At 50.1% G+C, this 18149-nt stretch carries 18 protein-coding genes and 2 tRNA genes; 3 read left to right on the top strand and 17 right to left on the bottom strand.

Features of this window, described 5'->3' with window-relative positions:
- On the top strand, positions 1 to 1375 hold a 1375-nt coding region (locus ACTHS8_RS09605), incomplete at its 5' end, for an NADP-dependent isocitrate dehydrogenase (protein ID WP_440373573.1).
- 58 nt (positions 1376 to 1433) lie between these two features.
- Complete coding sequence (locus ACTHS8_RS09600; protein WP_440373572.1) at positions 1434 to 2027, top strand: LolA family protein; 594 nt, start codon at positions 1434 to 1436, stop codon at positions 2025 to 2027.
- Positions 2028 to 2082: 55 nt separating this feature from the next.
- Here ACTHS8_RS09600 and ylqF read toward each other — a convergent pair whose 3' ends face one another.
- The 17 genes from ylqF to ACTHS8_RS09515 all read right to left on the bottom strand — a co-directional run bounded on the left by ylqF (position 2083) and on the right by ACTHS8_RS09515 (position 16547).
- Entirely contained in the window at positions 2083 to 3024 is a 942-nt protein-coding gene (gene ylqF, locus ACTHS8_RS09595; protein ID WP_440373571.1) for a ribosome biogenesis GTPase YlqF, read from the bottom strand.
- Between the two features lie 93 nt (positions 3025 to 3117).
- Positions 3118 to 3354 (bottom strand): hypothetical protein, encoded by a 237-nt coding sequence (locus tag ACTHS8_RS09590; protein ID WP_036490344.1) that lies wholly within the window; start codon positions 3352 to 3354, stop codon positions 3118 to 3120.
- Between the two features lie 34 nt (positions 3355 to 3388).
- Positions 3389 to 4243, bottom strand: coding sequence for an RNase adapter RapZ (gene rapZ / locus ACTHS8_RS09585; protein ID WP_063075371.1), 855 nt, complete (start codon positions 4241 to 4243; stop codon positions 3389 to 3391).
- On the bottom strand, positions 4224 to 5186 hold the full coding sequence (gene hprK / locus ACTHS8_RS09580; RefSeq protein ID WP_063075370.1) for an HPr(Ser) kinase/phosphatase: 963 nt from the start codon (positions 5184 to 5186) through the stop codon (positions 4224 to 4226). The genes rapZ and hprK overlap by 20 nt, the downstream gene beginning before the upstream one ends.
- A gap of 3 nt (positions 5187 to 5189) precedes the next feature.
- Entirely contained in the window at positions 5190 to 5639 is a 450-nt protein-coding gene (gene ptsN, locus ACTHS8_RS09575; protein ID WP_063075369.1) for a PTS IIA-like nitrogen regulatory protein PtsN, read from the bottom strand.
- Between the two features lie 270 nt (positions 5640 to 5909).
- A complete protein-coding gene (gene ubiA, locus ACTHS8_RS09570; protein WP_440373570.1) occupies positions 5910 to 6776 on the bottom strand; it encodes a 4-hydroxybenzoate octaprenyltransferase in 867 nt (288 codons plus the stop codon).
- A 228-nt stretch (positions 6777 to 7004) separates the two neighbouring features.
- On the bottom strand, positions 7005 to 7499 hold the full coding sequence (locus ACTHS8_RS09565) for a chorismate--pyruvate lyase family protein (RefSeq protein ID WP_440373569.1): 495 nt from the start codon (positions 7497 to 7499) through the stop codon (positions 7005 to 7007).
- Positions 7489 to 8145, bottom strand: coding sequence for a dethiobiotin synthase (gene bioD / locus ACTHS8_RS09560; protein ID WP_440373568.1), 657 nt, complete (start codon positions 8143 to 8145; stop codon positions 7489 to 7491). The genes ACTHS8_RS09565 and bioD overlap by 11 nt, the downstream gene beginning before the upstream one ends.
- A complete protein-coding gene (bioA, locus tag ACTHS8_RS09555; protein ID WP_440373567.1) occupies positions 8142 to 9431 on the bottom strand; it encodes an adenosylmethionine--8-amino-7-oxononanoate transaminase in 1290 nt (429 codons plus the stop codon). Before bioA ends, bioD begins: the two co-directional genes overlap by 4 nt.
- Before the next feature lie 52 nt (positions 9432 to 9483).
- Positions 9484 to 10389 (bottom strand): DMT family transporter, encoded by a 906-nt coding sequence (locus tag ACTHS8_RS09550; protein ID WP_070590726.1) that lies wholly within the window; start codon positions 10387 to 10389, stop codon positions 9484 to 9486.
- Positions 10390 to 10583: 194 nt separating this feature from the next.
- Positions 10584 to 11786, bottom strand: coding sequence for a tryptophan synthase subunit beta (gene trpB, locus ACTHS8_RS09545; RefSeq protein WP_440373566.1), 1203 nt, complete (start codon positions 11784 to 11786; stop codon positions 10584 to 10586).
- Positions 11787 to 11897: 111 nt separating this feature from the next.
- Positions 11898 to 12308: a hypothetical protein gene (locus ACTHS8_RS09540; protein WP_440366991.1), complete on the bottom strand. Its 411-nt coding sequence runs from the start codon at positions 12306 to 12308 to the stop codon at positions 11898 to 11900.
- 4 nt (positions 12309 to 12312) lie between these two features.
- Complete coding sequence (locus tag ACTHS8_RS09535; protein ID WP_440373565.1) at positions 12313 to 12915, bottom strand: DNA glycosylase; 603 nt, start codon at positions 12913 to 12915, stop codon at positions 12313 to 12315.
- A 36-nt stretch (positions 12916 to 12951) separates the two neighbouring features.
- Positions 12952 to 13572: a phosphoribosylanthranilate isomerase gene (locus ACTHS8_RS09530; RefSeq protein ID WP_308880977.1), complete on the bottom strand. Its 621-nt coding sequence runs from the start codon at positions 13570 to 13572 to the stop codon at positions 12952 to 12954.
- 417 nt (positions 13573 to 13989) lie between these two features.
- A complete protein-coding gene (locus ACTHS8_RS09525; RefSeq protein ID WP_440373564.1) occupies positions 13990 to 16215 on the bottom strand; it encodes a DNA internalization-related competence protein ComEC/Rec2 in 2226 nt (741 codons plus the stop codon).
- Between the two features lie 168 nt (positions 16216 to 16383).
- Positions 16384 to 16458: transfer RNA gene (locus ACTHS8_RS09520), tRNA-Glu, on the bottom strand.
- Between the two features lie 12 nt (positions 16459 to 16470).
- Positions 16471 to 16547, bottom strand: a tRNA-Arg gene (locus tag ACTHS8_RS09515).
- A gap of 115 nt (positions 16548 to 16662) precedes the next feature.
- Between ACTHS8_RS09515 and ACTHS8_RS09510 the strand changes: the two genes are divergently transcribed.
- The gene (locus ACTHS8_RS09510; RefSeq protein WP_440373563.1) at positions 16663 to 18054 is read left to right on the top strand and encodes an exonuclease domain-containing protein; all 1392 of its coding nucleotides are present in this window, start codon (positions 16663 to 16665) and stop codon (positions 18052 to 18054) included.
- The last annotated feature ends 95 nt before the right edge of the window (positions 18055 to 18149 follow it).

Raw genomic sequence — 18149 nt, 5'->3', positions numbered from 1 at the left:
CGACAAATTGGCTGCCGCAGGTGTCAACGTCAACAACGGCTTCGGCAACCTGCTTGCCAATTTGGACAAACTGGATGAGGACACCCGCGCAGCCGTTGAAGCTGAAATCGCCGCCGTTTACGCCGCCAACCCTGATTTGGCCATGGTTGATTCCGACAAAGGCATCACCAACCTGCACGTTCCTAGCGATGTCATCGTCGATGCTTCTATGCCTGCGATGATTCGTAATTCCGGCCGCATGTGGGATAAAAACGGCAAAGCGCAAGACACCAAAGCCGTCATTCCTGACAGCAGCTACGCCGGTGTTTACCAAGCAACCATCGATTTCTGCCGCGAACACGGCGCATTCGATCCGACAACCATGGGTACGGTTCCTAACGTCGGCCTGATGGCGCAAGCAGCCGAAGAATACGGTTCGCACAACAAAACTTTTGAAATCGAAGCCGACGGCCAAGTTCAAGTCGTTGATGCAGCAGGTAATGTCCTGATGCAACACGACGTTGAAGCCGGCGACATCTGGCGTATGTGCCAAACCAAAGACGCTCCGGTTAAAGACTGGGTACAACTCGCCGTCAACCGCGCCCGTCTGAGCAATACACCAGCCGTATTCTGGCTCGACGAAAACCGTCCGCACGACAAGAGCCTGCTCGCCAAGGTTAAAGCTTACCTTGCCGAACTGGATACCAACGGCCTCGACATCCGCGTCCTCGCTCCTGAAGAAGCCGCTAAATTCAGCTTGGGCCGTCTGAAAAACGGTGAAGATACTATCTCCGTAACCGGTAACGTCCTGCGCGACTACCTGACCGACTTGTTCCCAATTTTGGAACTGGGTACCAGCGCGAAAATGCTGTCTATCGTTCCATTGATGAATGGCGGCGGTATGTTTGAAACCGGCGCGGGCGGTTCTGCACCGAAACACGTTCAACAATTCCTCGAAGAAAACCACTTACGTTGGGACTCTTTGGGCGAGTTCCTCGCGCTTGCCGTATCGTTTGAACATCTGGCGCAAAAAACCGGCAACGCCAAAGCCCAAGTCCTCGCTGACACTTTGGATGCAGCCACCGAAAAACTGCTGTTGAACGACAAATCGCCTAAACGCAAAGCGGGCGAACTCGACAACCGCGGCAGCCATTTCTACCTCACCCTCTACTGGGCGCAAGAATTGGCAGCGCAAGACAAAGATGCCGAACTGAAAGCCGCATTTGCGCCATTGGCAGCCGCTTTGACTGCCAACGAAGCCAAAATCGTTGAAGAACTCTCTGCCGTACAAGGCAAAGCGGTCGACATCGGCGGCTACTACGCAGCCAACCCTGAAAAAGCCGCGCAAGCGATGCGTCCAAGCGCAACCTTTAATCAGGCCTTGTCAGCCTTATAATTAAAGCAATAAAAGGCCGTCTGAACTTTCAGACGGCCTCAAACCTTATGGAAACACAATGAAAAAAACCATTCTTTCTCTTACTCTCCTCATCAGCGCTCCGGCTTTGTGGGCATTTTCCCCTGCCGAATTGGCACAAACCCTGCAAAAACCGCAAAACGTGCAAGGCAATTTTGTCCAACAACGCCAGCTCAAATCCCTCAGCAAACCCATGACTATCAGCGGCAGTTTTACCCTTGTCCCACAAAAAGGCCTGCTCTGGAAAATGCAAAAACCATTTGAAACCACCCTGCGCGTGCGTTCAGACGGCATCATGCAATGGAACGGCAGCCAATGGGTCAACCCAAACGCCAGCAAGCTCAACGGCCAAAGCCGCCAAATCAAACTCTTCCTCGACCTTTTGGGCGGTAATACCCAAGGCTTGGAAAAACAATTTGATTTGAAATTAAACGGCAATGAGAAAAAATGGACGTTGACCTTAACTCCGAAAACCGCCATTACCCGTCAAATCTTCAACCGTATCGAAATCAACGGCGATACACTGGTGCGTAAAATCGAATTGGACGAAAAGCAAGGCGACAAAACCACCATGCAGTTCAACCAAATCCAAACCGATAAAGCCTTGGACAGCTTCAGCCGTACCGCCCTCTAAATTGTCTATTCCAACAAAAGGCCGTCTGAAAATAGATTTCAGACGGCCTTTTATATTAATCGGCTGAAGGCTGCTGCCCTTTTCTTTCCGCCTTTCTGGCTTCGCGAATGGCTTTAAGTTCGGCCTCTTTTTGTCTGGCTTTTTTCAGCCAAGTTTCCCATTGGTTTGGCGTTTCCAACGTGATTCTGCCAATTTTGCCTTCGCGGAAATCAGTCAGGATATTTTCGGCGGCCTTTTGGTAGTTGATCCGTCCGCCGCTCAAAACCGCACCGCGTTTCTTTGCAATCCACTCCAGCCAAGAAGTATCATCCCAATGACTGCTTGGATCTTTGTCGGCTTGATAGCGCTCTTGCAACAGAACCAGATAATGGCGGCGGAGGTAATCCAAAAGCTCAAGTGCCACTTCCTCTTCATCCAACGCGTTGCGTCCGACTGCACCGCCGGCCGCAAGGTTGTAGCCGCCTTCTTCAACGATAATTTTTGGCCACAACATACCCGGGGTATCGTAAAGCCAGAAATCGTCAGCAAGGAAAAGGCGCTGTTCGGCTTTGGTAATACCGGGTTCATTACCGGTTTTGGCAGATTTTTTACCGATCATGCCGTTAATCAAGGTGGATTTGCCGACGTTGGGAATACCGCAAATCAGGACACGCAGCGGCTTCTCGATACCTTGGCGATGCGGAATCATGGCGCGGCAGGCTTGGGTAATTTTGCCATGCGCGCCGGTTTCGGAAGAATCAAGCGCAATCGCGCGGGTATCTTGGCGGCTGTTATAGTGTTCGAGCCAAACTTTAGTGCGCTCGGGATCGGCAAGGTCTTGCTTGTTTAAGATTTTGAGTTTGGGCTTACCTTTGGACAACTGGGCAAGCAAAGGGTTTTCGCTGGAAGCAGGCATACGCGCGTCCAACATTTCAATTACCATATCAACGCTTTTAATGCGTTCGGCAATGGCTTTTTTTGCCTTGTTCATGTGGCCGGGAAACCATTGGATAGCCATGTCTTTTTATTCTTTCTATTCGTATCTAAGGCCGTCTGAAAAATCATTGTTTTTCAGACGGCCTCGGTATTTGGATAATCGGTCAATCAGGATTTAGAGGTTACCATGCTCGTAACTGTAATAACCTGCTTCATCCATACATTGCTCAAACGTTTTGGATGAAGCGCCACGTTTGGTTCCATTTTGAACTTGTGATTTGCAGGTATTGATTTGGCGGGAAACTTCAGCTTCGCTTGCGCCGGTACGGTGCCAACGGTAAGCAGTGACGGGTTCTGTTGCACAGGCGGTCAAGATAAGCAGGGATAATGCGGTCAGACTGATTTTTTTCATGGTTTCTTCCTTTAAGGCCGTCTGAAACGGCAAGTTAGCGTCCTGCCAAGCTTTGAGCCTGACGGTGACGGACAAGGAGTTCGTAACGGCCTTTGAGTCGCTCGGCCAGTTTTTCCACAACATAAACGGAGCGGTGCTGCCCGCCGGTACAACCAATGGCAATCGTCACATAACTGCGGCTCTCTTGTTGCAGGCGCGGCAACCAGCGGCTAATAAAATGGTCGATGTCATCAACCATTTCTTGAGCCAACGGCTGCTGCCCCAAATAATCTTGAATGGGCTTGTCCATGCCGGTAAAGGGGCGTAATTCCGGATCGTAATACGGATTGGGCAGGCTGCGCATGTCAAACATAAAGTCGGCATTGTTGGGAACGCCGTATTTGAAACCAAAGGATTCAAGAATGACCAGCAAACCGACACGTTCAATATTGAGCCATTGTTGAACGGCATAACGCAACTGCTGTGCGTTCATTTTGGACGTATCGATACAATATGCGATGTCTCTAAGCGGGAAGAGCCATTCGCGTTCTTTTTGCAGGCTTTCCACCAAAGTCAGGTTTTGACCGGACAAAGGGTGTCCGCGACGGGTTTCTGAGAAGCGGCGAACCAAAACGCCCTCTTCCGCCTCAACAAACAGGACTTCGACTTGATGTCCTTCATTACGCAAATATTGGATTTGCTCTTGTGCTTCTTGGATATTGATACCGGAACGGATATCAACGCTGACACCGAGTTTGGTTTCATCGGCACGTTCGATATGGAGCGAGACCAACGACGGAAGCATTTCCAAAGGAAGGTTATCGACACAGTAATAGCCCAAATCTTCAAGCTGCTTGAGGGCTACGGATTTTCCTGAGCCGGATAAGCCGCTAATCAGGACGATTTTCATGGTTTTGTTCGTTTTCTTTGAGTTGTGTTTGATGGCGTTCGAGGAATTCTTTGGTGCTGTCTTTACCGCGCAATTGAAGGATGTAATTGCGCACTGCAGCTTCAACCAATACTGCTAAGTTTCGACCGATTGCAACAGGTAGGGTAACGGAACGGATGCTGACGTTGAGGATAGATTCAGTTTCGGTACGGATGCTCAATCGATCGAGTTGTTTCATGTATCCGTCGTCGGCCGGAACCAAATTGATAATCAGCTGGAGGATTTTTTTCGGACGGATGGAGGTTTCGCCAAAAATATGGCGGATATTGAGTATGCCCAAACCGCGTACTTCGAGGAAATCACGCAGCATAGGCGGGCAACGGCCTTCCAGCATTTCCGGGCCGGTACGGAAAAGTTCGACCGCGTCATCGGCAATCAGGCTGTGACCGCGCGAAATCAGCTCCAATGCCAATTCGCTCTTACCCAAGCCGGATTGTCCGGTAATGAGTACGCCCACTTCAAATACATCCAAAAATACGCCGTGCTTGATGGTGGAAGTAGCCAATGTACGTTGCAGATAAATCCGCAAAACGTCCATCAGGTGCGGGCTTTCCTGTTTGGAAGTCAGCAAGGGAATACTGTTGGTATGGCAATAATCGCGCAATTTGGGCGAAACAGGCAAGCCGTTGGCGACGATGACCAAAGACATGGGAATGTCGAAAAGTTCGCCGAAATCGTAGTTGAGTTCGCCCGTTTCCAAGCGGCGCAAATATTCGGCTTCAGCTACACCGACAACTTGAATTTGGTTGGGATGGATAAAGTTTAAGTGGCCGACCAAGGCCAAGACGGGTTTATCGGCTTCGACACCGATACGGTTGTCCGCGCCGGAATTACCGGCAGCCCAAGCGAGTTCGAGTTTGTGCTGATTATCGGAAAACAGGCGGCGGACGGATATGCTGGGCATGAATTACTCTTCGCTCAGGAGTGTGCGTACTTCTTCGGCAGAAGTAGCGACCATCAACGCTTCGCGGATGGCTTTTTGAGAGAATCTGCCGGCCAGTTTGGACAAGACTTCCAAATGTTCGCCGGTAGCGTTTTCAGGCACAAGCAGGATGAAAATCAGGGAAACGGGTTTGCCGTCGGGCGCATCAAAGGCAACCGGCTCTTTGGTGCGGATAAACACACCGGTGGCTTTTTTCACGCATGCGTGACGGCCGTGAGGAATCGCCACCCCCTGCCCCAAACCGGTCGAACCAAGCTTTTCACGGGCAAACAGGCAGTCGAACACGTTGGTATTCGGTAATTCTGCTTCATTCTCCAGCAGCTGTGCGGCCTCTTCAAACAGACGTTTTTTGCTGCTGACTTCCAAATCCAAAACGATATGGGACAAAGGTAAAATTTCGCCAATCAGGCTCATGTGTATCTCTTTTAAATGTCGCAAAACAATGGGATTGTACCGATTGTCGGTGCAAATCTCAATCCTGAAGGCGTAATTTACACTCGCCCTGCTAACATTTTCCATGTTGTTTTTGATATTTTTTAACGAGCTAAAAATAATCCAACTGCTTGCTTATATTGAATTTAAAGTGAAAATGCTATCAATAGCCAAACTATGATTCAAATGAAAAGGGGTATGCCCGGCATACCCCTCTTCCCTTTCTTTTCAGACGGCCTCAGCCTAGTTTTTTTAAAACAGTTTGGAAACCAAAAACGACCAAAAATAATGGCAGACCAATCCGCAAAACCACGCCAAACCGATGCGGTTGTTGGCCAAAAACGTTTGGAAGCACAACTGGCGATTGCGCGTACGGATGACAACATATTGCTGATACTGCCAATAAACAGTTATCGGCAATATCAACCAATACGGCCAAGTTGCACCGATTTTAATACCCAACACCGCCATCAATACCGTAAACCAAAAATGGCAAAGCATAGAGGCAGTAATGTCGTGATGGCCAAATGTGATTGCCGAAGTTTTAATGCCGATTTTCAAATCGTCTTCTTTGTCCGCCATGGCATAAATTGTGTCGTAAGCCAACGTCCATAAGGCATTGGCGGTAAACATCAGCCACGCTTCGGGAGGCACTCGGCCTTGCACGGCGGCAAAGGCCATGGGAATGCCGAACGAAAATGCCAGTCCTAAATAAAACTGCGGCAACGGGAAAAAGCGTTTGGTAAAGGGATATGTGATGGCAAGGAACAAGGCCGGAAGGCTCATCAGCCAAGTAAAACGGTTGAGCGGCACCAAGCATAAAGCCGCCATAAGACACAGCATGACGGTCAAAAGTAGTGCTTCGGTTTTGGAAACCAAGCCTTTGGCAAACGGGCGGTTTTTGGTGCGCTCTACTGCACCGTCAAAATTGCGGTCGGCAAAGTCATTCACGACGCAACCTGCGCTGCGCATCAAAAATGTGCCTGCGGTAAAGGCAATAAAAATATCCGCGTCGGGAACGCCTTTAGACGCAATCCACAATGCCCAATAAGTCGGCCACAGCAAAAGCAGTGTACCAATGGGTTTGTCGACGCGCATCAGCTTAGCGTATATCACCATCCGTCCGACAGCGTAACGCGGTAGAATTTGTAAGAAAAAGCGCCTTATGTTCATTGATGTAATGTGTCGTTGTTTATATATCGATTCGGAAGGAAAGGCTTTTTTAGAGCCTTAACTCTTATTATAATTTATTGCCGTCTGAAATTAAACAGATCTTAACAATTTAGTTTATTGTATTATAATAGAATTATGACAAACATCGGTAATCGGTTTTATTTTCAGACGGCCTTAGCGGTATAAATCTATTAATTTCAATAAGAAATATTCTGTTAATTCCAATGTTTCGCCGTTCCAATCGAAATACGAACGGCGCGCGGTAACAGGCCGTCTGAAAGATGGATGGTCGGAATCTTCAAAACGAAGAAACTCAAAATTCGAACGTTTCAACGGCAATGTACCGTCAAACAGTCTCTCACCCAAAGGCTGCGTTCCGCAATCCAATAATTCTGTCCATAGACTGCTGTCCGGTCGGCACGCGCTTCTGGCTTGTATCACTGTTTCGTCGTCCAGTTTGAGCAAAACATCGCGCACAAAGATTTCGTCTCCGTTTTCCGCACCCTTCGTCAAACCCAAATACACTGGCTCAACTGAAAAACCCTTGCCGGAAGCACGCAAAGCAGCGGTTAGCGAAGAAACGGTCAGCAGATGTCCGACCTTAGACGACAAAAGACTTGAAGCTTCGGCATGTGAACAAAGCGTGCCACGCGGTATATCAAGCTTCATCAGACACCTCTGTCTTGGCCAACTCCTGCCATTTGGTTTCGGGAAACTCATCTTTCAGACGGCCTTTAAGATATTCCAAAGTATCGCCAGAAACAGTTTCATCTTTGCTGTCGTGAATATGGTTGAAAATCAGGCTGCGCAACTGAATGCCGTATTGTTTGAGCGCGGCGAAGCTGAGCAGAGTGTGGTTGATACTGCCTAGCCGTCCGCTGGTAACGAGGATGACGGGATAACCTTGCTGACGGATATAATCAATGGTTAATAAATTTTCCGTCAGCGGAACCATCAATCCGCCCGCGCCTTCGACCAAGACGATTTCGTATTGCGCCGCCAATTCTTGAGTGGCAGTACAGATTTTCTCTAAGTCCAAAGCCCTGCCGTCAAGACGGGCGGCGAGATGGGGAGAAGCCGGATAGCTGAAGATTTCGGGCATGGTCAGCCCTTGTTTGTCGGCTTCCTGCATGGGTATGCCCATAATTTTACGGTGGACGGCGATGTCTTCAGCGATGTCTTGGCAACCGGTTTGCACAGGCTTTTGCGTGATCACGCTTTTGCCCTGCTGCAATAATTGTTTTGCCAACACGCCGGTGGCGACAGTTTTGCCGATGTCCGTATCAATGCCGCTGACGAAGTAAACGCCTTTCATTTGCTGTGTTCCCTCAAAATTTGCACGGTTTTATCGGCAATTTCGGTCAAAAGGCCGTCTGAAATGATGTAAGGTGGCATCAGATATACCAGCCTGCCGAACGGGCGCACCCAAATGCCCTGCGCCACGCAGTCCGCTTGAAAACGCGCCATGTCCACGCCTTTTTCCAACTCGATCACCCCGATGGCACCCAAAACGCGCACGTCTTTCACGCCGCGAATGTCCCATGCGGTTTTCAGACGACCTTTCAGGATGCTTTCGATGCGGCGGATATTTGCCTGCCAGTCTTGGGACAAAAGCAGCTTGACCGAAGCGCAGGCAACGGCACACGCCAGCGGGTTCGCCATAAACGTTGGGCCGTGCATAAAAACGCCCGCTTCGCCGCGCGAAATCGTTTCGGTGACTTTTTGCGAAGTGATTGCCGCCGCCAACGTCATATAGCCGCCGCTCAAGCCCTTACCGATACACATAATATCCGGCACGACATTCGCGTGTTCGCAGGCAAACATCTTGCCCGTGCGCCCGAATCCGGTGGCAATTTCGTCAAAAATCAACACGATATCAAATTCGTCGCACAAATCGCGCAATCTGCGAAGATACTGCGGATGATAAAAATACATGCCGCCCGCGCCCTGCACGACCGGTTCTAAAATAAAGGCGGCGATATCCGCATGATGCGCTTCAAACAAGGCGCGGACAGGCTGCAAATCCGCCTCGTCCCATTCATCGTCGAAGCGGCTTTTCGGATTATCGACAAAATAACGCTGCGGCAGAGCGCTGCCGAAAATATGGTGCATTCCCGTTTCCGGATCGCAGACGGACATCGCGTTCCAAGTATCGCCATGATACCCGCGCCGCACCGTCGCAATATTCTGCTTCGCCGTCAAACCCCGCGCCTGCTGGTATTGCACCGCCATTTTCAGCGCGACTTCCACCGAAACCGACCCCGAATCCGCATAAAAAATACGGTCCAGACCCTGAGGCAAAATCCCGACCAACAACTTGCCCAATTCCACCGCAGGTTCATGCGTCAAACCGCCGAACATCACATGAGACATTTGCTTAATCTGCGCCTCAACCGCCTGATTTAAAAAAGGATGATTGTAGCCGTGTATCGCACACCACCAAGACGACATCCCGTCAATCAGCCGCGTGCCGTCCGCCAATTCAATATGCACGCCCTCCGCACGGCGCACCGGATAAACAGGCAACGGGTCGGTCATGGATGTATAGGGATGAAGCAAATGGGCGCGGTCAAAATCGAGCAGGGAGGAAGGTTCAGACATGTTGAAAACAATGGTTTGATTAGTTTCATTATTATATAACATATTTTCTATTTCAGACGGCACGTCTTCCGTACTGCATCAACGCCAATCCGCCCACCGCCGCCAAACAGCCGGCAACCAAGGAAACATGCAATGCCTCGCCCAAAAACCAAGCGGAACACAAAATACCGAATACCGGCACCAAAGTGATGTACGCCGCCGCGCTGCCTGCGCCCAAAGTCTTCACGCCTTCAAAATACCACGCATAGCTCAAAACCGTTGCGCCGACAGACAGGCCAATCAAAGCAAACCAGCCCCTGCCGTCCATTTCGGCAAGCATACCAAACGGCAGGCCGTCTGAAATCAACGCAGGCGGCAACAACATCATTGCACCCAGCCAAGCAGTGGCCACGGTGACCGTCAGCGCATCAATCCCCTGCAACACCGCCCTGCCTATCATCGTATAAGTAACCAAGCAGCAAAGGCTACAAAATACCAGCACTTCGCCCCACCCTATGCCACCGCCCGACAAAAACGCCGCAATCTCGCCATGCGTGACCGCCCATATCGAGCCTGCCACTGCCAACAACATACCCGACACAATCTTGCCGTTGAGTTTCTCTCCAAATAGCAAAGCCGCAAAAAACATTGTCAACACAGGATTAAACGTGACCAACACCGTCGCCCTTGAAGCAGGAATCCGTTGCAAACCCAGCATAGACAATACGGTAAAACCAAAAACGCCGAATGCCGCCGCCAGTGCCAACCCAAGCCATTGTTTGCGTGACAAAACCGCCAAAGTACGCAACCGATACCGTGCAAACAGCCAGCCCAAAAGCAAGATTGCCGCCGTCAAAAAGCGCAGCATACCGCCCGTTAAAGGCGGCAGTGCTTGTCCCAGCATCCGCCCCATCGGCCAAGATGCGCCCCAAAACGCCGCCATGCCCAATAGTTTTAGATGGATTGCTAAATGTTTCATGGTGATGGATAACTTGAATAATCGGTTTAGAAAGCGTACAAGCTCAGTTTGGAAGGATAAATTCCCTTAGCCGCCGATACTTGATAGAGTTTGCGCGGATAAAATACTACGCTGAATCATTACGGAAACAAAGGCCGTCTGAAAGACTGAAATCCAGCTTTTTCAGACGGCCTTTGCTACTCAATCAATAAGGCTTACAACTCAATGCCTTTGAGTTTTGCCACGGTATTGATGTCTTTATCGCCACGACCAGAGAGGTTGACCAAAATCACTTGGTCTTTGCTCATTTTCGGCGCGTTTTTCACCGCCCAAGCAACGGCATGGCTGGATTCCAGCGCAGGAATAATGCCCTCGAAACGGCAGAGCAAGTCAAAGGCTTCGAGTGCTTCGTCGTCTTTGGCAACGGTGTATTCGACGCGGTTGATGTCGTTCAAATGGCTGTGTTCCGGGCCGATGCCTGGGTAGTCCAAGCCTGCGGAAACGGAGTGCGTCCCCAAAACTTGACCGTTTTCGTCCTGCATCAGGTAGCTGCGGAAGCCGTGCAATATGCCGATGGGGGCTTTGCTGGTAATCGGTGCGGCGTGGTCGGGGGTATCCACGCCCAAACCGCCGGCTTCCACGCCGATGAGGCGCACGTTTTCTTCTTCGATATAAGGGTAGAACAAACCGATGGCGTTCGAGCCGCCGCCTACACAGGCAACGGCAACGTCAGGTTGGCGACCGATGGCTTCCAACATTTGTTCTTTGGCTTCATTGCCGATCACGCATTGGAAATCGCGTACCATTTCAGGATACGGCGCAGGGCCGGCGGCAGTACCGATGATGTAGAACGTATCATCCACACGCGCCACCCATTCGCGCATGGCTTCGTTCATCGCGTCTTTCAAAGTGCGGCTGCCGCTGTCAACGCTGACCACGTTCGCACCCAATAATTTCATGCGAAACACGTTCGGCATTTGACGTTGGATATCGTCCGCACCCATGTACACGTCGCAAGTCATGCCGAAACGTGCTGCAACGGTAGCAGAAGCCACGCCGTGCTGCCCCGCGCCGGTCTCGGCAATCACGCGTTTTTTGCCCATGCGGCGGGCGAGCAATGCCTGACCGATGGTGTTGTTGACTTTGTGCGCGCCGGTGTGGTTCAAATCTTCACGCTTCAGCCAGATTTGCGCGCCGCCCAAATGCTCGGACAATCGCGCGGCATGGTAAACAGGGCTGGGACGGCCGACATAGTGTTTCAAATCATGGCGGAACTCTTCCCAAAATGAAGGATCTTCTTTCGCTGCTTTATAGGCTTCTGCCAATTCTTGCAAAGCCGGAATCAGGGTTTCGGAAACGTACAGGCCGCCGTGTTCGCCGAAAAAGCCGTTCTCGTCGGGAGCGTGATAATTTTTCATGGGATTTTTCCTTGTTCGTTTTATGGTTTCAGACGGCCTGATTCAGTACAAGGCCGTCTGAAAGTAAAATTGTCAGCAATTATAGCCGTTTTCTATTCATCTTGTCGGCAACTAATTGAATAATAATATCAGCAGACAAAATAGGAACAACAGCGTACAGCTCGATGTTGCAATCAATGCCGTACCCAACGGCGGCGCGATATATTTTTCTTCGTTTTTGTTTCTCAGGCATAGTTTCAATGCCAACATCCCCAGCCACAGTGCCAGCAACCAACAACCCAGAAAGTTAAGCACAAGCAAAGCAATAATCAACTCATTGGTATTTATAGTGCTTATGTTCAAAAATATCCAATTAAGGCCGTTAACAGACATAATGACTGCAGATATTTGTATCACATACAAAAGCGTTCCGCCCAACAATACCTTGATATGCCATTGTTTGGCCTTCAGCCACACTGAGACGACATTAAAAAGCCACCACAAAGCCATAAACGTCATTAAAGAGATTTCATAACGGTCCATCGCTCTACTCCTGAAAAACAGTCAATCCAGCCGTTTCAAAAAAAGCCCGATATGCCGCCGCTTTTTTTGCCAAACTTAAAGGATAGGCACGCGAAGTCGAAGGCAGGCGCGTTAGGGTCAAATCACGTCCTGCATAAGGGAACGGTACTGTTTCACCTGTCTTCGGCATTTTCATGCCGTTTCCTTGAATCTTCAACAAAACTTCGGTTGCCTTGCCACCGGTGGTACAAAGATGGCAGCACTCAGGCATTTGCGCCAATACTGCCACCAAATCGACGGTTTCTATCACTTTTAAAAACTTATCCGAAGCATTGCCATGTTCGCGTATCGCCTTCAATACAGTCGGACAGGATGCAATCCCCTTCTCACTTAAAAACGCTTTGATTTTATCGGCATCAAACGCCTTTTCTCCCGGCTTTTGAAAATGCGCCGCATCGCCGAAAAACACCAGCCCATACACGCGCCACATATCGTTTTGAAAATTCGGATAATGAAACTGCATTGCGTGTTTTTCTTCTTTAGGCGGAAACGTCCCCATCATCATGACCGTTGCCTGCGGCGGCAACAAGGCTGCGAAGGGATGGGACTCAACGATTGGCTCTTGCATAGCTGTATTCCGGTTGCTTTTCATTCAAACAAATTTTCAGACGGCCTTTACCGCCTGAATAAACGCCGCCATTTTCTCCCTGCTCTTAACCCCGCCGGAGATTTCAACGCCGCCGGACACATCCACCGCCGCCGCGCCACTGATTTTCACCGCTTCGGCAACGTTTTCCGCAGTCAATCCGCCGGCAAGTATCCATGGTTTGCCGATATTGCCGTGCAACATGGTCCAGTCGAAACTTTGTCCCGTACCGCCGTACTCGGTCGGATGATAGGCATCAAACAGCAAAGCGCGGGCATTCGGAAATTTGGCACAGGCCGTCTGAATATCGGCAGCGGACTGTACGCGCACGGCCTTCAAATACGGGCGGTCAAACCGACGGCAAAAATCATCGTCCTCATCGCCGTGAAACTGAATCACATCTATCGGCACCTGACGCAAAATCTCACGGATGGTTTGCTCGTTTTCATTCACAAACAAGGCCACCACCGATACAAACGGCGGCAAATTTCTCACAACCGCCTGCGCCTGCTCAATACTCACAGCCCGTTTACTCTTGGCGTAAAACACCAGCCCGATGGCATCCGCACCCAATTCGGCCGCAGCCAGTGCGTCTTCAGGTTGGGTAATACCGCAAATTTTGGTGCGTATGGTGTTCATGGCGATGGCCTTTTTAAACAAATGGGTCGGATATTATATAGTTAACAAACACAAAGTTTAAGGCCGTCTGAACATGAAATATCAAGTTCAGACGGCCTTAAACTTCAAAACAACCATCAGCCGATAATATTGGCGGCCGTCAGCTGCGCAGCATCTTCGTTGTAGAAACGCACGAACTCTGTGCTGCTTTAGGCTCTGCTTGATATACAGAATATCATACCGATAATTACTAATAACTTTGTAATTATTTTTCTCTTTTCTATTTGCCTATTATTTAATCAAATTTAGTTTATTCTTTATTATCAATAATTAAACCAAACTATCCACAATTGGATTCACACAAAATTTGGATAATGCCCATCAAACAAAAATATCAAGGCCGTCTGAAAAAGACTTTCAGACGGCCTTTTATCCTTTTTACTCAAACGGTTTCTTCTGCCAATAAAACTTATCCTTTTTCAGACGGCCTTGAAATATATCGCCCTGTCCCAAAGCAAACACCAACGCGCCTGACAAATCCGTTCTCAACAAAGTAATGCCGTGTGCGCGGACACGATTTTGTACGGCAACGGTCGGATGTTTGTAGGCATTGGCATAGCCGCTGGATGCCACGGCATATTGCGGCGAAACCGTATGCAAAAAGCTGCCCGACGAAGCCGTGCTGCTGCCGTGATGTCCCAATACCAACACTTGGCTATACAGCGCATTGTCGTATTTCTCAATCAAACCGGCCTCGCCCTTTACGCCCAAATCACCGGTTATCAACAAGGCTTTGCCGTTTGCCACAACACGCAATACGCAGCTTTGGTCGTTATCTTCCTTGCCGGAATTTTCAGACGGCCGGAGCAACTCGAAATCTACGCCGTCCCATTGCCATTTGTCTTCTTGGCAAAACTCTGCATTCGGATAAAACTCAGGTTGTCCGGCAAGCAATTTATCGGTACCGACAGCCGCTACACTTTGAAAACCGCCGTCATGGTCAATGTCATGGTGCGACAAAATCAGGCTGTCCAAACGGCGCACACCCATAGCATTCAAACTCGGCACAATACCTGTTTGCGCCACTTGCTCCGTTCCCGTATCAAACAAAAGATTGCGGTTACGCGTTTGTATCAACACCGATAAACCTTGCCCTGCATCCATCACCGTAACCCTTGCCACCCCCTCCTCCAGCTTGGCAGGACGGTAAAACACAAAGCCCAATAAAACCAGACATGCCCAAGGTTTTAAGCCCATTCCTTTAGGCAGCAATAACAGCAAAGCCGCCATCATCGCCAACACCAGCAAAGGCACGGGCGCCGCTGCGACGGCAAATTCAGGCGATACCGTAGCCAGCCATACCAAACCACGTAAAGTATATTCCGCCCAAAATGCCGCTACCAACTGGACAAGTTCAAACGGAAAAACCGAACCCAGCAAAGCCAACGGCGTCAACACCCAAGAAAACCAAGGAATAGCCAGCGCATTAACCAACGGACTGAGCAAAGGTAACGAAGCAAACAAATAGCCCAGTAATACCACCGACAATACCGTCGCCGCCCATTGCCCCCGTACAGCCAAACGCCAACCCGACTCTTTCAGACGGCCTGATGAAGCCCAAATCAAAGCAGCAACCAAACCGAAAGACAACCACGTTCCCACGCCCAATACAGCCAACGGATCCAACAGCAAAACAACGGCCAAAGCCTGCCACCACGCCGTCCAGCCCGAGCCGCCACTGCCACGCCACCATGCCCACGCAAACGCAGCCAACATCAACACACTGCGTTGCGTCGGCACGGAAAAACCGGCCAAAAGCGCATAAAACAAAGCACCGGCAACACCGCCGGCCAATATCCACACACGCGGTTTCGCCGGAATCCACGGCAAATAACGGAAAATTCGCTTGATCAGCCAGGCAAACAATACCGCCACCATCGTCACATGCAAGCCCGAAATACTGACCAAGTGCGTCAGTCCCAAAGGACGGAATGCCTGCCACAAAGGCGGCCGCAATGCCGACTGCTCGCCAATACTCAAAGCACGCATCAGCCCTATGCCGTCTGAAAACTCAGGATACTTGTTCGCCGTTCTCTGCCAACTCCGGCTTACCGCATCACGCATATTAGCCAAACCGAAACCGCCACCTTGCCGCACGGGTTTCCTGTCACGCCCCAAAGTACCCATGCCATCGATACCATTGGCCAAAGCCCATGTTTCACGGTTCAAACCGCGCACATTCACTTCACCAATCACCGGCTTCACCCGCGCCGATACAGACCACCGACTGCCCACCGCCCAATCACGCCGCTGATAATCCGACAACATCAAATCAAAAGCCTGCCCCTGTTCATCCCAAGCCCTTGCCGCAAACTGCACACGCCGTCCATCATCACGCGGCATATCCGCCACTTCAACCGTTAAAACTTGAGCTGCTGCTTTATCCACAGGCCATTGCTTAGACAAAGCCAGTTGGGTTCTCCACACGCCAAACGCCATGCCCACACAGACGGCCAGCACCAACCAAGCTACAGCAAATCTTCGACACAACGCAAGCGCGCCAATGATTACAGACAACCAAGCCCACCATGGCGGTACAAACGGCAACGCAAACGAAAGCACTACACCCACCACCCAAGCAGGCAACACAAACCGCCACGCCATGAACGTTTTCCCTTAAATTATGATTATTAGATATGTAATAATAAATGCTTTTAGCAGATTATGACAAATGCCAACCAGCATTAGCAGATAAAAGATAGGTTCAAATCATTTCAAAACCGATAGACGCAAAAAAGCGCAATCTGAAACAGATTGCGCTTTTTTATAAACTGGCACGCCCACGGGGAATCGAACCCCGGTTACCGCCGTGAAAGGGCGATGTCCTAACCGCTAGACGATGGGCGCGGAGATTTTCTGTGGCGCACCCGGAGCGATTCGAACGCCCGACCCTCTGGTTCGTAGCCAGATACTCTATCCAACTGAGCTACGGGTGCATCAAGAAAGATTTGAATTATAAAGAGAGGGCTATTTACTGTCAAGCGTTTTATTTGGAAAACTTGCAGACAGCGTGTAAAATGCGCATTTGCTATTGAATTTACAGAGAATAAAATGTCAGATTTCGCACGCTGGCCGCTCTTATCCGAAGCATTTTCCCGTTTGGGACGGCCTGTGGTCGTGGTGGATTTGGAGACGACCGGTGGAAATTTCTATCAAGACAGGATAACGGAAGTTGCCCTTGTTCGTTTTGAGCAAGGACGCGCCACACATTACGAGCAATTGGTCAATCCTTGCCGCAGCATTCCCGAATTTGTTGCCAGGCTGACCGGAATTCATGATGAAACGGTGAAAAACGCGCCTGTCTTTGCCGATATTGCAGCCGATTTGTTGCCGCTATTGCAAGGTGCAGTGGTTGTTGCACACAACAGCCGCTTTGACTACACCTTCCTGCGCCACGAGTTTGCCCGTATCCATACTGACTTTGCCGCACCCTCGCTCTGTACGGTTCAACTGTCTCGCCGCCTGTATCCTGAGTTTTACAAACACAGCCTCGACAGCATTATCGAACGCACCGGCATTCAGACGGCCAACCGCCACCGCGCCATGACCGATGTTGTCGCATTGTGTGATTATCTCGAATTAAGTCTGACAGAAAAAAATCATCAACAATGGGACGAACACGTCCGTGTATTGATGAATCCGAAAATGTTGCCCACTTGGCTGCCTGATGCGCTTGCCCAACAGCTCTATGCCCTGCCTGACAGTTACGGCGTATTGGTTTGGCTTGACCATTTCGGCAAAGCCCAAGCCATTGAAGCACATGAACGTGCATACAGCGAAACCGCCACCCTGTTGCACAGCAAAAAACTGCCGCCGCATATCAAAGCCGCAACCTCCATCCGTTTTATTCCGGCAGTCGGGCAGCTCCATACATTATGGCTCAAAGCCCAGACCATGCAGGAATACCAACTGATGCCGTCTGAAAAGTCCACATCGTTTTCTACCGTCCGCTTTATTGCTGACGAACACGGCAGCCTTCAAGCACGCATTGTCTTGTTAAACAGCGGCACCAGAAACTGGCGCCCTTACGGTTTGTTTGCCCACAAAAAAGCAGCCAAACGCGCTTTGACGCAATGGTCGCAAGAACACAGACTCTGCCCAGATTCGCTCAACATTTTGCCGACCAGCTACGCAAAGGGCGAACCCTGCCCAGTCGAGGCCGTCGGCAAATGCAACGGCGACTGCCGCCAGCCAAACGGCATCAAACATCAAAACCAACGCATTACCGAGCTTGCCGCCCTACTCCCCGTAACCGATTGGGGCAAAGCGCACGAAATTGAGATTACCGAAACCGATCCCCTGACCGGAAACAGCATTACCCTGCTCTGCGCCGGCGGCGCGTTGGCTTTGCCTGATGGAAGCTGGTATTTCGACAGCAGCCTGCCTATCGTGATTAAAAACAAATTCAGGCAAGACAAAGAAAATATCCGTTTGATTGCTTAAAACAAGGCCGTCTGAAAACCAAATCTTCAGACGGCCTATTGTGAATAACTTTCCGCTTTATTCTCAAAACAAAAACTGCCTAAATTTTAATCAGA

Origin of the sequence: Neisseria sp. P0016.S008 (assembly GCF_051957775.1) — a bacterium.
In the GTDB taxonomy this organism is placed as follows: Bacteria; Pseudomonadota; Gammaproteobacteria; order Burkholderiales; family Neisseriaceae; genus Neisseria; species Neisseria flavescens_B.
This window is presented reverse-complemented; position numbering and strand designations above follow the sequence as displayed.

Bases quoted from the DNA above. Each gene is read 5' to 3' on its own strand.
- ACTHS8_RS09600 (WP_440373572.1), top strand. From the start codon at position 1,434: ATGAAAAAAACCATTCTTTCTCTTACTCTCCTCATCAGCGCTCCGGCT.
- ylqF (WP_440373571.1), bottom strand. From the start codon at position 3,024: ATGGCTATCCAATGGTTTCCCGGCCACATGAACAAGGCAAAAAAAGCC.
- ACTHS8_RS09590 (WP_036490344.1), bottom strand. From the start codon at position 3,354: ATGAAAAAAATCAGTCTGACCGCATTATCCCTGCTTATCTTGACCGCC.
- rapZ (WP_063075371.1), bottom strand. From the start codon at position 4,243: ATGAAAATCGTCCTGATTAGCGGCTTATCCGGCTCAGGAAAATCCGTA.
- hprK (WP_063075370.1), bottom strand. From the start codon at position 5,186: ATGCCCAGCATATCCGTCCGCCGCCTGTTTTCCGATAATCAGCACAAA.
- ptsN (WP_063075369.1), bottom strand. From the start codon at position 5,639: ATGAGCCTGATTGGCGAAATTTTACCTTTGTCCCATATCGTTTTGGAT.
- ubiA (WP_440373570.1), bottom strand. From the start codon at position 6,776: ATGGTGATATACGCTAAGCTGATGCGCGTCGACAAACCCATTGGTACA.
- ACTHS8_RS09565 (WP_440373569.1), bottom strand. From the start codon at position 7,499: ATGAAGCTTGATATACCGCGTGGCACGCTTTGTTCACATGCCGAAGCT.
- bioD (WP_440373568.1), bottom strand. From the start codon at position 8,145: ATGAAAGGCGTTTACTTCGTCAGCGGCATTGATACGGACATCGGCAAA.
- bioA (WP_440373567.1), bottom strand. From the start codon at position 9,431: ATGTCTGAACCTTCCTCCCTGCTCGATTTTGACCGCGCCCATTTGCTT.
- ACTHS8_RS09550 (WP_070590726.1), bottom strand. From the start codon at position 10,389: ATGAAACATTTAGCAATCCATCTAAAACTATTGGGCATGGCGGCGTTT.
- trpB (WP_440373566.1), bottom strand. From the start codon at position 11,786: ATGAAAAATTATCACGCTCCCGACGAGAACGGCTTTTTCGGCGAACAC.
- ACTHS8_RS09540 (WP_440366991.1), bottom strand. From the start codon at position 12,308: ATGGACCGTTATGAAATCTCTTTAATGACGTTTATGGCTTTGTGGTGG.
- ACTHS8_RS09535 (WP_440373565.1), bottom strand. From the start codon at position 12,915: ATGCAAGAGCCAATCGTTGAGTCCCATCCCTTCGCAGCCTTGTTGCCG.
- ACTHS8_RS09530 (WP_308880977.1), bottom strand. From the start codon at position 13,572: ATGAACACCATACGCACCAAAATTTGCGGTATTACCCAACCTGAAGAC.
- ACTHS8_RS09525 (WP_440373564.1), bottom strand. From the start codon at position 16,215: ATGGCGTGGCGGTTTGTGTTGCCTGCTTGGGTGGTGGGTGTAGTGCTT.
- ACTHS8_RS09510 (WP_440373563.1), top strand. From the start codon at position 16,663: ATGTCAGATTTCGCACGCTGGCCGCTCTTATCCGAAGCATTTTCCCGT.